We start from the raw sequence: 12,989 nt of genomic DNA on the forward strand, positions 1-12,989 counted from the left end.
GCACATACCGAACCGGAGCATCATGACCGACACCGCGCGCATCCCCGACAAGCCCGCACTCGAGGGCCTCGAATCCAAGTGGGGCGGCGTCTGGGAGACCGAGGGGACCTACCGGTTCGAACGCGAGGGCGCGACCCGCGAGGCCATCTACTCGATCGACACGCCGCCGCCCACCGCCTCCGGCTCGCTGCACATCGGCCACGTCTTCTCCTACACCCACACCGACGTCATGGCGCGATTCCAGCGCATGCGCGGCAAGCACGTGTTCTACCCGATGGGCTGGGACGACAACGGCCTGCCCACCGAGCGCCGCGTGCAGAACTACTACGGCGTGCGCTGCGACCCGACCCTGCCGTACGAGGCCGACTTCACGCCGCCGTTCGAGGGCGGCGAGGGCAAGAGCGTCAAGGCCGCCGACCAGAAGCCGATCAGCCGCCGCAACTTCATCGAGCTGTGCGAGCGACTGACCGTCGAGGACGAGCAGCAGTTCGAGGCCCTCTGGCGCCAGCTCGGCCTCTCGGTCGACTGGACGCAGACCTACCGGACCATCGCCGACGAGGCGTTGTTCACGTCGCAGCTCGCCTTCGTCCGCAACGTCGAGCGCGGCGAGGCCTACCAGGCCCTCGCCCCGACCCTGTGGGACGTCACGTTCCGCACCGCCGTCGCGCAGGCCGAGCTCGAGGACCGCGAGCAGCCCGGCCACTACCACCGCGTGGCGTTCGCGAAGCCCGACGGCGGTCACGTCGAGATCGAGACCAGCCGGCCCGAGCTCATCCCCGCGTGCGTGGCGCTCGTGGCGCACCCCGACGACGAGCGCTACCAGCCGCTCTTCGGCACGACCGTGACCACCCCCGTCTTCGGCGTCGAGGTGCCCGTCGTGGCGCACCACCTCGCGCAGAAGGACAAGGGCACCGGCATCGCGATGATCTGCACCTTCGGCGACGTGACCGACGTCGTCTGGTGGCGCGAGCTCGACCTTCCGAACCGCGCGATCATCGGCTTCGACGGCCGCATCATCGCCGAGGCGCCCGAGGCGATCTCCACGGAGGCCGGGCGCGAGGCGTACGCGAAGCTCGCGGGCAAGACCGCGTTCTCCGCCAAGCAGGCCGTCGTGGAGCTGCTCCGCGAGAGCGGCGACCTCCTCGCCGACCCGAAGGCGATCACCCACCCGGTGAAGTTCTTCGAGAAGGGCGACCGCCCGCTCGAAATCGTCTCGACCCGCCAGTGGTACGTGGTGAACGGCGCGCGCGACGAGGCGCTCAAGGACCGCCTGCTGGAGCGCGGTCGCGGGATCGACTGGCACCCCGACTTCATGCGAGTGCGCTACGAGAACTGGGTCGGCGGGCTCTCCGGCGACTGGCTGATCTCCCGGCAGCGCTTCTTCGGCGTGCCGATCCCCGTGTGGTACCCCGTCGACGCCGCGGGGAACCCGGTGTTCGACGAGCCCATCGTCGCCACGCGCGAGATGCTGCCCGTCGACCCGTCGTCGACGGCGGCGCCCGGATACGACGAGTCGCAGCGCGGACAGGCGGGCGGCTTCATCGGCGAGCACGACGTCATGGACACCTGGGCGACCTCCTCGCTGACGCCGCAGCTCGCGGGCGGCTGGGAGCGCGACCCCGAGCTGTTCGACCTCGTCTTCCCGTACTCGCTGCGCCCGCAGGGCCAGGACATCATCCGCACGTGGCTCTTCTCGACGGCGCTGCGCGCCGAACTCGAGCACGGCGTCGCACCCTGGTCGAACGCCGCCATCTCGGGCTTCATCGTCGACCCCGACCGGAAGAAGATGTCGAAGTCGAAGGGCAACGTCGTCACGCCCGCCGGCCTGCTCGACCAGCACGGCCCCGACGCGGTGCGCTACTGGGCGGCGTCCTCCCGACTCGGCACCGACGCGGCATTCGACCCGCAGAACCCGACGCAGGTGAAGATCGGCCGGCGCCTCGCCATCAAGGTGCTGAACGCCGCGAAGTTCATCCTCGGCTTCGAGGGCGCAGCGGATGCCGCGGTGACCGTGCCCGTCGATCGCAGCATGCTGGCCGGGCTCGCGACGGTCGTCGACCAGGCGACGCGCGCGCTCGAGTCCTACGACCACGCGCGCGCCCTCGAGGTCTCCGAGACCTTCTTCTGGACGTTCTGCGACGACTACCTCGAGCTCGTGAAGGAGCGCGCGTACGGCGAGGCGAGCCCCGAGCAGGCCTCGGCGGTCGCTGCGCTCAAGACCGCGCTCAGCGTGCTGCTGCGCCTGTTCGCGCCGGTCATCCCGTATGCCGCGGAGGAGGCCTGGAGCTGGTCGAACCCCGGATCGGTGCACGTGGCCGACTGGCCGGCCGTCGACGAACTCGCCGCGCGCGGCGAGGCGGGGGTCGAGCTGCTCGAGCTCGCGAGCCTCGCCCTCACCGGCATCCGTCGCGCGAAGACCGACGCGAAGGCCTCGCAGAAGACTCCGGTCGCGAGCGCCGTGATCGCCGCACCCGCCGCCGCGACCTCGCTCCTCTCCTCGGCCGCGAGCGACCTGCGCGCCGTCGGTCGCATCGCCGACCTCCGCTTCGAGGAGGCCGAGGTGCTCGAGGTGCGCGACGTCGTGCTCGAGGTCCCGAGGGAGGAGGCGAGCGCATGAGCGTGACCGTGCGGGACGTCGCGGACAACGACTTCTTCGCCTGGCTGCCCCTCTTCGACGCGTACTGCGCGAACCGCGGACGCAGGCTCGACGACACCAAGGCGCTCATCGTCTGGAGCTGGATCCAGGACCCGCGGAACGCGCTTCGCGCGACGGTGGCCGTCGACGACGAGGGCACCCTCGTCGGTCTCGTGCATGCGCACCCCGAGCCCCGCACCCTCGACGCGAGCATCGGCATCGTCGTGGACGACCTCTACGTCGTCGAGGCGCACCGCCGGAACGGCGTCGCCGGACGGCTCCTCGAACGGGTCCGCGCGCTGGCGGGCGAGATGCATGCGACGCGCATCACCTGGACCAGCGACCCCGGTGACGTCGACGGGCTGCGCCTCTCCGACGAGATCGCCCGCCGCTCCCCCGGGATCGTGTTCGAGATGGAGATCTGATGCAGTTGGGCACACGTTGGGCCTTCGGCGACGAGCCGCCGCGATCCGTGCCGATGGAGCTCCGCCCCGGCATCGCGGCGGCCGAGTCCGGCACCCCCGACGGCGCCGGCCGGCATTGGACGCTGACGTGGCTGGAGGGCCGGCCGATCGCCGAGCTCGACGACGGCACGGTCGTGACGCTCGAGCACCCGAGCGGTGGCGGCGCCGTCGACGACGGCGACGACTGGTAGTAGGCGGTCGGGTTCCGGCCCGGCCCTACGCGCGCGCGAGGACCTCGCCGTGCGGCATGAGGAACCACCCGTCGGGATCCGCAGCCCAGCGGCTCCAGGCCGAGGAGATCGCCTCGAGTTCGGCGCGGGACGCGTGCCCGGACTCGATCGCGTGCGCCGCGAAAGTCGAGTGCAGCGCGCGCTGCGCCCAATTGCCGCCCCACCACTCACGGTCGCGGTCCGACGAGAACACCCACACGGAGCCGCTCGACTCGACCTCGGCGAACCCTGCCGCGCGCGCCCAGCGGGTGAGGTGGCGCCCGGCGTTGCCGTCGCCGCCGTTCCAGGCGCAGATGAGCTCGTTCAGCTCGCGCCAGCGCGCGAGCTCGGGCGACTCCGGGCTCCAGATCACGCCTCCGTAGTCCACGTCGCGTGCGGCCAGGAAGCCGCCCGGCCGCAGCACGCGGCGGAACTCGCGCAGGGCATCGACGGGACGTGCCAGGTGCTGCATCACCTGGTGCGCGTGGACGACGTCGAACACGCCGTCCGGGAAGTCGAGGTGGTAGGCGTCCCCGGTGCGGAACTCCGCGTTGGGAACCCCCTCGCTCTCGGCGAGTCCCTGCGCGCGTGCGACGACCTCGGCGGATGCGTCGACGCCGACGGCTCGTCCGGGTCGGACCCGGCGGGCGAGGTCGAGCGTGATCGTGCCCGGGCCGCTCCCGATGTCGAGGACCCGCATCCCCTCCCGGAGATGCGGCGCGAGGTACGCCGCGGAGTTCTCGACCGTGCGCCACTCGTGCACTCGGAGGACGCTCTCGTGGTGACCGTGCGTGTACGCGTCGCGGGCGGACGCGGCCGTTCCCTGCATGCCCCGAGCCTATTCCCCGACGGGGCCGGACACGCCGGGGAAGCCGCGAGGGAGGCCCCTTCCGGGACCTCCCTCGACGAGGTTCGGTTCAGATCGCGAAGCCGAGCGCACGCATCATGTCGCGTCCGTCGTCCGTGATCCGCTCGGGCCCCCACGGCGGCATCCACACCCAGTTGATGCGGAACCGCTCGACGGTGCCGTCGAGCGCCTCGGCGGTCTGCTCCTCGATGACGTCGGTGAGCGGGCAGCCGGCGCTCGTCAGGGTCATGTTGACGACGAGTGCGTCGTTCTCGTCGTCCCAGTTCAGGTCGTAGATGAGGCCCAGATCGACGATGTTGACGCCGAGCTCGGGGTCGACGACGTCCTTCAGCGCCTCGCTGATCTGGTCGTAGCGCTCGGGTGCGAGTGAGGTGACCATGCGTCCAGCCTACGCCCGATTACTGCGTCGCCGACTCGGCGACGTGGTAGCGGTCGTAGCCCTCCTCCTCGAGCCGGTCGGCGAGCTCGGGACCGCCCTGCTCGGCGATCCGGCCGGCGACGAACACGTGCACGAAGTCGGGCGTGATGTAGCGGAGGATGCGCGTGTAGTGCGTGATGAGCAGGATGCCCAGGCCGGTGTTCGCGTGAGCGCGGTTCACGCCCTCGGAGACGACCTTGAGCGCGTCGACGTCGAGGCCCGAGTCGGTCTCGTCGAGCACCGCGAACTTCGGCTTCAGCAGCTCGAGCTGGAGGATCTCGTTGCGCTTCTTCTCGCCGCCCGAGAACCCCTCGTTGACGTTGCGCTCGGCGAAGGCCGAGTCCATCTTGAGGTTCGACATCGCGCCGCGGACGTCCTTCAGCCACGTGCGGATCGACGGCGCCTCGCCGTCGATCGCGGTCTTCGCGGTGCGGAGGAAGTTCGTGACCGTGACGCCCGGGATCTCGACCGGGTACTGCATCGCCAGGAACATTCCGGCGCGGGCGCGCTCGTCGACGGACATCTCGAGCACGTTCTCGCCGTCGAGCAGGATCTCGCCCTGGACGACGGTGTACTTGGGGTGGCCGGCGATCGTGTAGGCGAGCGTCGACTTGCCGGAGCCGTTCGGCCCCATGATCGCGTGGATCTCGCCCTCGCGGATGGTCAGGTCGACGCCGCGGAGGATCTCGCGGGTGCCCTGGTCGGTCTCGACGTTGACGTGCAGGTTCTTGATCTCGAGCACGGACATGGTGATTCGGTGTCTCTTTCGGTTCGTGTCCGGCCGCGAGGGCCGGGAGGCAGGTGGGTCAGACGGCGAGCTTCACCGTGGGGTCGATGAACACGCCCCCGTCGGTGATCTCGACCTGGTAGACGGGGACGGGCTCGTACGCCGGCAGCGTGAGCGGCTTGCCCGTGAGGAGGGAGAACTTCGAGCCGTGGGCCCAGCACTCGAGCGTGTCGTCCTCGACGAACCCCTCGGAGAGCGAGATGTCGCCGTGAGTGCAGGTGTCGCCGATGGCGAAGATGGCGCCGGCCGAGTCCTTGACGACCGCGATGGGCACGCCGTCGACCACGAACTTCTGCGCCTCATTGACGGCGAGGTCGTCGACCCCGCACACGCGAGTGGATGCCACGTCAGCTCCCCTGGAGTTCCGCTTCGAGCGCCCGGATGAGACGCTCCTCGAGTTCGGCGTCGCCGATCTGCTGGACGACCTCGATGAGGAACCCGCGGACCACGAGACGGCGCGCCTCCTCCTCGGGGATTCCTCGCGCCTGCAGGTAGAACAGCTGCTCGTCGTCGAACCGGCCGGTCGCCGACGCGTGGCCGGCGCCCTCGATGTCGCCGGTTTCGATCTCGAGGTTCGGGACCGAGTCCGCGCGCGTGCCGTCCGTCAGGACGAGGTTGCGGTTCTGCTCGTAGCTGTCGGTGCCGGTCGCGGCATTGCCGATGAGCACGTCGCCGATCCAGACGCTGCGCGCGCCCTCGCCCTGCAGCGCGCCCTTGTACGTCACGCGCGAACGGGTGTGCGGTGCATCGTGGTGCACGAACACCTGCTGCTCGAGGTGCTGGCCGGCGTCGGAGAAGTAGAGCCCGAGCGCCTCGACGTCGGAACCCTGCTCGGCGAGGTGCGTCGACGGGTTCACGCGCACGACCTTGCCGCCGAGCGAGACGACGATGTGCTTGAGCCTGGCATCACGGCCGATGCGCGCGAAGTGGCTCGCGAGGTGGACCGACTCGTCGCTCCACTCCTGGAGCGAGACGACCTCGAGGTTCGCCCCCTCGCCGACGACGATCTCGACGTTCTCGGTGAGCCGTCCGTCGCCGATGCCGCGCAGCACGACCAGCCCGCGGCTGAACGGCGCTGCCTCGATCACGGTGTGAGCGGCGCGCGGGCTCGTGCCGAGGTCGGAGCGGGTGACGGTGACGGTCTTCGCCTCCTCGCCCGAGACCTCGACGAGGAGCGCCTCGTCGAAGCTCGACCAGGCGTTGGCCGACGCCCGCTCCTCGGGGATGCCCGCGCGCCCGATGCGGGCGTCGTCGCGGGCGATCCAGGAGAGGGCGACGCCTGCGGCATCCGTCGACGACACCTCGAGGCGCGAGCCGTCGAGGTCGCCGGAGATCAGGTCGGCGAAGGTCGCCACCGGCGAGTACTTCCACTCGTGCTCGCGCCCCGTGACGGGGGCGAAGTCGGCGACCTCGGTGGAGCGGAAGCGCTCCGACCGGGTCTGGACCGGCACGACCGGACCGTCGGAGTGGGCGCGGAAACCGTGCTGCTCTGCGGTGGGCATGGCGGTGCTCTGCATCGCGGTGCTCATCTGTTAGCCGACCGATCCTTCCATGCCCATCTCGATGAGCTTGTTGAGTTCCATCGCGTACTCCATGGGCAGCTCGCGCGCGATCGGCTCGATGAAGCCGCGCACGATCATGGCCATCGCCTCGTCCTCGGGGAGGCCGCGCGACATGAGGTAGAAGAGCTGCTCCTCGCTGACCTTCGAGACCGTGGCCTCGTGGCCGAGCTGCACGTCGTCGACGCGGATGTCGATCGCCGGGTAGGTGTCGGAACGGGAGATGGTGTCGACGAGCAGGGCGTCGCAGCGCACGGTGTTCGCCGAGTGGTGCGCGTTGGCATCCACCCGCACCTCGCCGCGGTAGCCCGCGCGCCCTCCGCCGCGCGCGATCGACTTGGAGACGATCGACGACTGCGTGTACGGCGCCATGTGGATCATCTTCGCGCCGGCGTCCTGGTGCTGGCCCGGGCCCGCGAACGCGACCGAGAGGGTCTCGCCCTTGGCGTGCTCGCCCATGAGGAAGATCGACGGGTACTTCATCGTGACCTTCGAGCCGATGTTTCCGTCGACCCACTCCATGGTGGCGCCCTCGTGCGCGACGGCGCGCTTGGTCACGAGGTTGTAGACGTTGTTCGACCAGTTCTGGATCGTCGTGTACCGCACGCGGGCGTTCTTCTTCACGATGATCTCGACGACCGCCGAGTGCAGCGAGTCGGACTTGTAGATCGGGGCGGTGCAGCCCTCGATGTAGTGGACGTAGCTGTCCTCGTCGGCGATGATCAGGGTCCGCTCGAACTGGCCCATGTTCTCGGTGTTGATCCGGAAGTAGGCCTGCAGCGGGATCTCGACGTGCACGCCCTTCGGGACGTAGACGAACGACCCGCCGGACCAGACCGCGGTGTTCAGCGCAGCGAACTTGTTGTCGCCCGCCGGGATGACGGTGCCGAAGTACTCCTGGAAGATCTCCGGGTGCTCGCGCAGCGCCGTGTCGGTGTCGAGGAAGATGACGCCCTGCTCCTCCAGGTCCTCGCGGATCTGGTGGTAGACGACCTCCGACTCGTACTGGGCGGCGACGCCCGCGACGAGGCGCTGGCGCTCGGCCTCGGGGATGCCGAGGCGCTCGTAGGTGTTGCGGATGTCCTCGGGCAGGTCCTCCCAGGTCTGGGCCTGCTTCTCGGTGGACCTGACGAAGTACTTGATGTTGTCGAAGTCGATGTCCGACAGGTCGGCGCCCCAGGACGGCATCGGCTTGCGGTCGAACAGCTGCAGCCCGCGCATGCGACGCTGGAGCATCCACTCGGGTTCGTCCTTCAGGCGCGAGATGTCGGCCACCACTTCGGGCGCCAGGCCGCGGCGAGCGGATGCGCCGGCGACATCGGAGTCGGACCAGCCGAACTCGTACGTGCCGAGCCCCTCCAACTCGGGGCGGTCGATGAGTACGTCCGTCATGCTCTCCCTCTTCTCCTCCCGCGCACCGGCTATCAGTCCGGCCCACCCCCGGCCTTCCGGTCGAGGTGCCGGTTCGGTCGTGGGGTGATGTGCGGGTGGCTTCGTCGCGAACCTACAATGGTGATGCGCCGCGCCGCACTCGCGCGCGGAACCGCGTCAACCAACCAAGTCTATAGGGTCGAAGGTCCCGGAGTCCCGACTCCCAGAACCCTCACACTCCGACCCGGATCAGGAACTCGTCGAGCCGTGAACCGCGTCATCGCCTGGCTGCCCGACCGCATCGACCGCCGCGTGCGCGTCGCCGCGTGGCTGTCGTTCCTCGCCCAGACGATCATCATCGCCACGGGCGGTGCGGTCCGCCTCACCGGGTCCGGGCTGGGCTGCCCGACCTGGCCGATGTGCACGGCCGACTCCCTCGTCACGACGCCCGAGATGGGCATCCACGGCGTGATCGAATTCGGCAACCGACTCATGACCGGCGTCGTCGGCATCGTCGCGTTGCTCGTGCTGCTCTCGATCTGGCGCCTGCGGCGCGAGCGCCGCGACCTCTGGCGGCTCGCGGTGATCGTGCTGCTCGGCATCATCGCGCAGGCCGTCGTGGGCGGCGTCACCGTGTGGACCGGCCTCAACCCCTTCATCGTCGGATTCCACTACGTCGCCTCGCTCGTGCTCGTCTGCGTGACGGCCGCCTACCTGGTCCGCCTCGACGCGACGCCCGGCGCCCGCGAACCCGCCGCGCCGCGCTGGTTCGCCACCCTGACGCACGCGACGACCGCGGTGCTCGCGATCTCGATCGTCTTCGGCGTCCTCACCACGGCCTCCGGTCCGCACTCCGGCGACGCCGACGCCGGACGCACCGGCTTCAACGCCGAGCTCCTCGAGCACGTGCACGCGTGGCCCGGCTACGCCCTCTTCGCCCTGACGGTCGTCCTCGCGACCGCCGCGTGGCGCCTGCGGCTCCAGGTCGCCCGATGGATGGTGGCGCTGCTCGCGATCGAACTCGTCCAGATCGCCGTGGGCCTCTACCAGGCGCGGAACGGCCTCCCGCCGCTCGCCGTCGGCGTCCACATGGTCCTCGCGGCGCTCATGGCCGCGACGATGACCGTCGTGGTGCTGAAGCTGAAGCGCCCGGTGGCGACGGATGCCTCCGCCGACGACGCACCCGTGGCGGCATCCGCTCGCTGAGCCGTCGAGTCACCTCGCAGCGGTACCGCCGACGTCGCCCGCGCCCTCGTCGGCGCCGAGGCGGTGGACCAGTCGGGCGAGTTCGACTCGGTTCGCTGCCCCGGTCTTGGCAAGCAGGTGCGAGACGTGCGTGCTCACCGTCTTCTCGCTGATGACCAGTGAGCGCGCGATGTCGGAGTAGGTCCGGCCGACCGCGATGAGCGCAAGGACCTCGCGCTCGCGTTCGGTGAGCCCTGGTACGCCTGATGCGCGGTCCGGCGTCACCGGATCCGGCTCGTCGACGGGCACCCGGGCCCGGCGTGCGATGTCGAGAAGTTCCTCCTCGACCGGCCGTGCCCGGAGCCGTTGCGCGAGCGCCAGCCCCGATCGCAGCATTTGGACCCCGGCAGGCCGGTCGCCCCCTCGCCCGAGGAGCGCCTCGGATGCGCGCCAGCGGGCGTACGCCTCCTCCCAGGGGAGACGGGCGGACGCGCATTGCGACACCGCGAGCGACCACGCACCGGCGGCATCGGGCGCGGCACGCGCCCGGGCGCACTCGGCAGCGTACAGGCCGTCGAGCGCGGCGACCTGCAGTCGCATGAGCTCCGTCGTCGTCCCGACGTCCTCGATGACGTGCGGGAACCGCTCGACGAGCGCGTCGAGCCGCTCGAGCACGTCTTGGACGGCTTCGCCGGCATCGCGCGCGGACTGCGCCTGGTCGGCGAGGGCGCGGGCGGCGAACGGCATGAGCCACTCGGCCATCGTCGGCGCCGTGCCCCGGTCGACGGCCCCCGTGAGCGCGGCATCGTATGCACCGGGGGCGTCCCCTGCCGCGAGGCGGACCTCCGCGCGCACCGCGTCGTACTCGAAGGGCAGAAACGCCGACCCGTCGACGACGAGCTCGCCGACGCGCCGCATGTGGGCCTCGGCCTCACGCTGCTGTCCCTGGAGCAGGGCCAGTCGAGCCGCGGCCAGGCGCGCCTCGATGTCGCCCAGTGGGCCCGGATCGGACCCGAGCGCGACACGGAGCCGCTCGTCGGCCTCTCTCCATGCACCGCTCGCGAGGCGCGAATTGGCCTCAGCGGCCGAGAGCCAGGCGAGGTAGGCATGGGGGCCGCCGTTCGCCTCGAGCTCGCGCCGGTTCGCTCCGATCCGTACGGCGTACGCCGCGCTCGCCCACGTCTCGATCGCGTTGGCCGCCCACATCGACGCGTGCACGTACGCGAACCAGTCCCGCGCTTCCAACGCAGGCGCGAGCGCGTCGCGGCCGAAGCCTGCGGCCTCCTCGATGTCGCCCGCGAAGGTCGCAGTCATGGACCTCACGCTCAGGGCGAACGAGAGCGCCCTCGGATCGCCGGAGGCGCGCGCATGCGCCAGGGCGGCTGCAGCGTGGTCTTCCGCGGCCGGCAACCCGCGCCACCGTTCTGCCTGCGCGAGCTCGGCCAGGGCCAGCGCATACTCGGGGCTGGCGGTGTCGGCCGACGCGAGTCGAACGGCATGCTCCAGCTCCGCCACGTCGGCGAAGGCGAGCCCCCGCATGAACTGAAGGTGGGTTCGACGCACGCGCAGCGCAGCAGCCTGCAGCGGATCGCCATCCTCATCGATCCGGTCGAGGAGCATCTCGACCGCATCGAGCTCCTCCGCGGTGGCGCCGGCATCCTCCGCGGCGCGGCGGAGCCGCTGCAGCAGCTCCTCCATCGTCGGATCGCGACCCGGCAACCGGGCACGGAGGTCGACGGCCCGGCGGAGTAGGCGCAGCTCCTCGGCAGTCCCCTCGGACTCGCGAGCTGCGCTCGCGGCACGCAGGGCCCAGTCGAGTGCAGCCCGCTGCTGCCCGGCACGGTGTCGGTGGTCGGCGACGGCGACCGCGGACGACACCGAGGCCTCGGCAGCGCCGCCGGCCTCGATCGCGTCGGCGAAGCGTCGATGCCACTCGCGCCGCTCGTCGGCGCCGAGTGCGGCCTCGAGCACCTCCGCGTTGAGCGGATGATGGAACCAGAAGCCGCCATCGTCGATCAGGTCGAGCGTTCCGGCATCGACCGCTTCGAGCAGCAGCGAACGGGTCGCGGCGACATCCGCTGCGCCGACGACCGCGGCCAGGTCGTCGGCGCGCATCGCCCGCCCGCCGACCGCGAGCACCGTCGCCACTTCCCTGGTCGGCTTCGAGAGCCGGTACCAGGACTGCAGCACCGCGGAACTGAGGTCCGCCGGGAACGAGGCGGGCACGGCACGCGCGTCGGGCGCGAGCCCGGTGACGAGCAGGCGGGTGAAGTACGGGTTGCCCCGGCTGCGCGCGTGGACGTCGTCGATCAGCGATTGGTGCGGTGATGTGCGCAGCACGGCCTGAACCTGCCCGGCCGTCCCCGCACGATCGAGCGGGCCGAGCTCGAGTTGGACGGTTCGCGGAAGACGACGGACGTCGGCCAGCCAGCGCTTCAGCGGATGACCGAGCCCGACCTCGCCGGCGCGCAGCGTGACGACGATCGCGAGGCGACGCGACGCCGGACCCGCGATGGCGTACATGAGCGTGTCGAGCGTGCTGCGATCCGCCCACTGGACGTCGTCGACGACAAGTGCGAGCGGACGCCGCGCGCACTGTTCGTCGAGCCACGCATCGAAGCGCACTGCGAAGTCGCGGCCCGCGCCGTCGGCGGCCACGAGGGGCGGCGGCGTGAGCCGGGTGTTCGCGCGGAGCGCCGACCGGATCGGGAGGAACGGGATGGACATCGACGTGAGCGGCAGGCACGCCCCGACGAGGGTCTCAGCGACTTCGCTCCGAAGCGCGCACGCCGTGGCGACGAGTGCGGTCTTGCCGACGCCGGCGTCGCCGGACACGACGAGGGTCTGCGCCTCCTCGCCCCATGCCCGGTCGAGGAGGCGATCCACGATGTCGAGCTCCCGCTCGCGGCCGACCAATTGCGGCCCGGCGGTCGCGGCTGGCACGACCACCCGACCAGTCTGACATCGGCGCTCTCGAGAATCAGGTCTTTGGTCACCCATCTCAGGGCCGGGATCCGATCCGGCCCCGGGCTGCGAGCCGCATCGTCGTGGGTGTCGACGCACCGTCGGCCCCGTCCCGGAAGGAACACGATCATGCGCACCACCACCACCGCCCTCACCTCGGCGCTCGTCGCCTCGGCGGCCGCGCTGCTCTCCGCCCTCGCCGCCGGACCCGCGGTCGCACGCCCGGAGCCGGCTCCCGAACCGACGCCGACCGCGGTCTCGGTCCGGGTCGCCGACGACCTGGGGTGCGCGCTCCGACGCATCGGCACCCAGTTCGTGCGGTGCGACGACCTCACCGGCGCCGGTGTCCCCGCCCCGTCCTGGATCCCGGAACAGCACTGACGACACGGACCGCACGCGTCCGAAGGCCACGGGGTGGAGCCTCCGGGCGCAGTGCGTCCACCGCATCCCCGTTGCACACACGGGATCCCGCCGGCAACCGGGCCGAGGTCCTCAGCCCGCGCTGACCCGCAGCGCAGGCCTTCCGCCT

At 70.9% G+C, this 12,989-nt stretch carries 12 protein-coding genes; 5 read left to right on the forward strand and 7 right to left on the reverse strand.

Going from position 1 to position 12,989, the window contains the following annotated elements:
* The first annotated feature begins 22 nt into the window (after window positions 1-22).
* The 3 genes from valS to ACFVHK_RS11365 are packed head-to-tail and all read left to right on the forward strand — an operon-like array spanning window position 23 to window position 3,290.
* Window positions 23-2,617, forward strand: coding sequence for a valine--tRNA ligase (gene valS / locus ACFVHK_RS11355; RefSeq protein ID WP_376928905.1), 2,595 nt, complete (start codon window positions 23-25; stop codon window positions 2,615-2,617).
* A complete protein-coding gene (locus ACFVHK_RS11360; RefSeq protein WP_376928906.1) occupies window positions 2,614-3,060 on the forward strand; it encodes a GNAT family N-acetyltransferase in 447 nt (148 codons plus the stop codon). Before valS ends, ACFVHK_RS11360 begins: the two co-directional genes overlap by 4 nt.
* Window positions 3,060-3,290, forward strand: a complete 231-nt coding sequence (locus ACFVHK_RS11365; protein WP_129233035.1) for a hypothetical protein — start codon at window positions 3,060-3,062, stop codon at window positions 3,288-3,290. Before ACFVHK_RS11360 ends, ACFVHK_RS11365 begins: the two co-directional genes overlap by 1 nt.
* 25 nt (window positions 3,291-3,315) lie before the next feature.
* Here the strand turns inward: ACFVHK_RS11365 and ACFVHK_RS11370 are convergent, their stop codons facing one another.
* The 6 genes from ACFVHK_RS11370 to sufB form a co-directional block, all read right to left on the reverse strand.
* Window positions 3,316-4,137, reverse strand: coding sequence for a methyltransferase domain-containing protein (locus ACFVHK_RS11370; RefSeq protein WP_376928907.1), 822 nt, complete (start codon window positions 4,135-4,137; stop codon window positions 3,316-3,318).
* Window positions 4,138-4,225: 88 nt separating this feature from the next.
* Window positions 4,226-4,555, reverse strand: a complete 330-nt coding sequence (locus ACFVHK_RS11375) for a metal-sulfur cluster assembly factor (protein ID WP_129233033.1) — start codon at window positions 4,553-4,555, stop codon at window positions 4,226-4,228.
* Window positions 4,556-4,574: 19 nt separating this feature from the next.
* Complete coding sequence (sufC, locus tag ACFVHK_RS11380; RefSeq protein ID WP_129233032.1) at window positions 4,575-5,342, reverse strand: Fe-S cluster assembly ATPase SufC; 768 nt, start codon at window positions 5,340-5,342, stop codon at window positions 4,575-4,577.
* A gap of 58 nt (window positions 5,343-5,400) precedes the next feature.
* Window positions 5,401-5,727, reverse strand: coding sequence for a non-heme iron oxygenase ferredoxin subunit (locus ACFVHK_RS11385; RefSeq protein WP_376928908.1), 327 nt, complete (start codon window positions 5,725-5,727; stop codon window positions 5,401-5,403).
* Window position 5,728: 1 nt separating this feature from the next.
* Entirely contained in the window at window positions 5,729-6,898 is a 1,170-nt protein-coding gene (gene sufD / locus ACFVHK_RS11390) for a Fe-S cluster assembly protein SufD (RefSeq protein WP_376928909.1), read from the reverse strand.
* Between the two features lie 15 nt (window positions 6,899-6,913).
* The gene (gene sufB / locus ACFVHK_RS11395) at window positions 6,914-8,332 is read right to left on the reverse strand and encodes a Fe-S cluster assembly protein SufB (protein ID WP_129233029.1); all 1,419 of its coding nucleotides are present in this window, start codon (window positions 8,330-8,332) and stop codon (window positions 6,914-6,916) included.
* Window positions 8,333-8,578: 246 nt separating this feature from the next.
* On the opposite strand from sufB, the gene ACFVHK_RS11400 reads away from it, so the two are divergent.
* Entirely contained in the window at window positions 8,579-9,517 is a 939-nt protein-coding gene (locus tag ACFVHK_RS11400) for a COX15/CtaA family protein (protein WP_376928910.1), read from the forward strand.
* 9 nt (window positions 9,518-9,526) lie between these two features.
* Here the strand turns inward: ACFVHK_RS11400 and ACFVHK_RS11405 are convergent, their stop codons facing one another.
* A complete protein-coding gene (locus ACFVHK_RS11405) occupies window positions 9,527-12,445 on the reverse strand; it encodes a helix-turn-helix transcriptional regulator (RefSeq protein WP_376928911.1) in 2,919 nt (972 codons plus the stop codon).
* A gap of 144 nt (window positions 12,446-12,589) precedes the next feature.
* On the opposite strand from ACFVHK_RS11405, the gene ACFVHK_RS11410 reads away from it, so the two are divergent.
* Window positions 12,590-12,841: a hypothetical protein gene (locus ACFVHK_RS11410; RefSeq protein WP_376928912.1), complete on the forward strand. Its 252-nt coding sequence runs from the start codon at window positions 12,590-12,592 to the stop codon at window positions 12,839-12,841.
* The last annotated feature ends 148 nt before the right edge of the window (window positions 12,842-12,989 follow it).

The organism is Agromyces binzhouensis (assembly GCF_042672355.1).
GTDB lineage: Bacteria > Actinomycetota > Actinomycetes > Actinomycetales > Microbacteriaceae > Agromyces > Agromyces binzhouensis.

Coding starts and splice junctions, on each gene's coding strand:
- valS (WP_376928905.1), top strand. CDS start 23: ATGACCGACACCGCGCGCATCCCCGACAAGCCCGCACTCGAGGGCCTC.
- ACFVHK_RS11360 (WP_376928906.1), top strand. CDS start 2,614: ATGAGCGTGACCGTGCGGGACGTCGCGGACAACGACTTCTTCGCCTGG.
- ACFVHK_RS11365 (WP_129233035.1), top strand. CDS start 3,060: ATGCAGTTGGGCACACGTTGGGCCTTCGGCGACGAGCCGCCGCGATCC.
- ACFVHK_RS11370 (WP_376928907.1), bottom strand. CDS start 4,137: ATGCAGGGAACGGCCGCGTCCGCCCGCGACGCGTACACGCACGGTCAC.
- ACFVHK_RS11375 (WP_129233033.1), bottom strand. CDS start 4,555: ATGGTCACCTCACTCGCACCCGAGCGCTACGACCAGATCAGCGAGGCG.
- sufC (WP_129233032.1), bottom strand. CDS start 5,342: ATGTCCGTGCTCGAGATCAAGAACCTGCACGTCAACGTCGAGACCGAC.
- sufD (WP_376928909.1), bottom strand. CDS start 6,898: ATGCAGAGCACCGCCATGCCCACCGCAGAGCAGCACGGTTTCCGCGCC.
- sufB (WP_129233029.1), bottom strand. CDS start 8,332: ATGACGGACGTACTCATCGACCGCCCCGAGTTGGAGGGGCTCGGCACG.
- ACFVHK_RS11410 (WP_376928912.1), top strand. CDS start 12,590: ATGCGCACCACCACCACCGCCCTCACCTCGGCGCTCGTCGCCTCGGCG.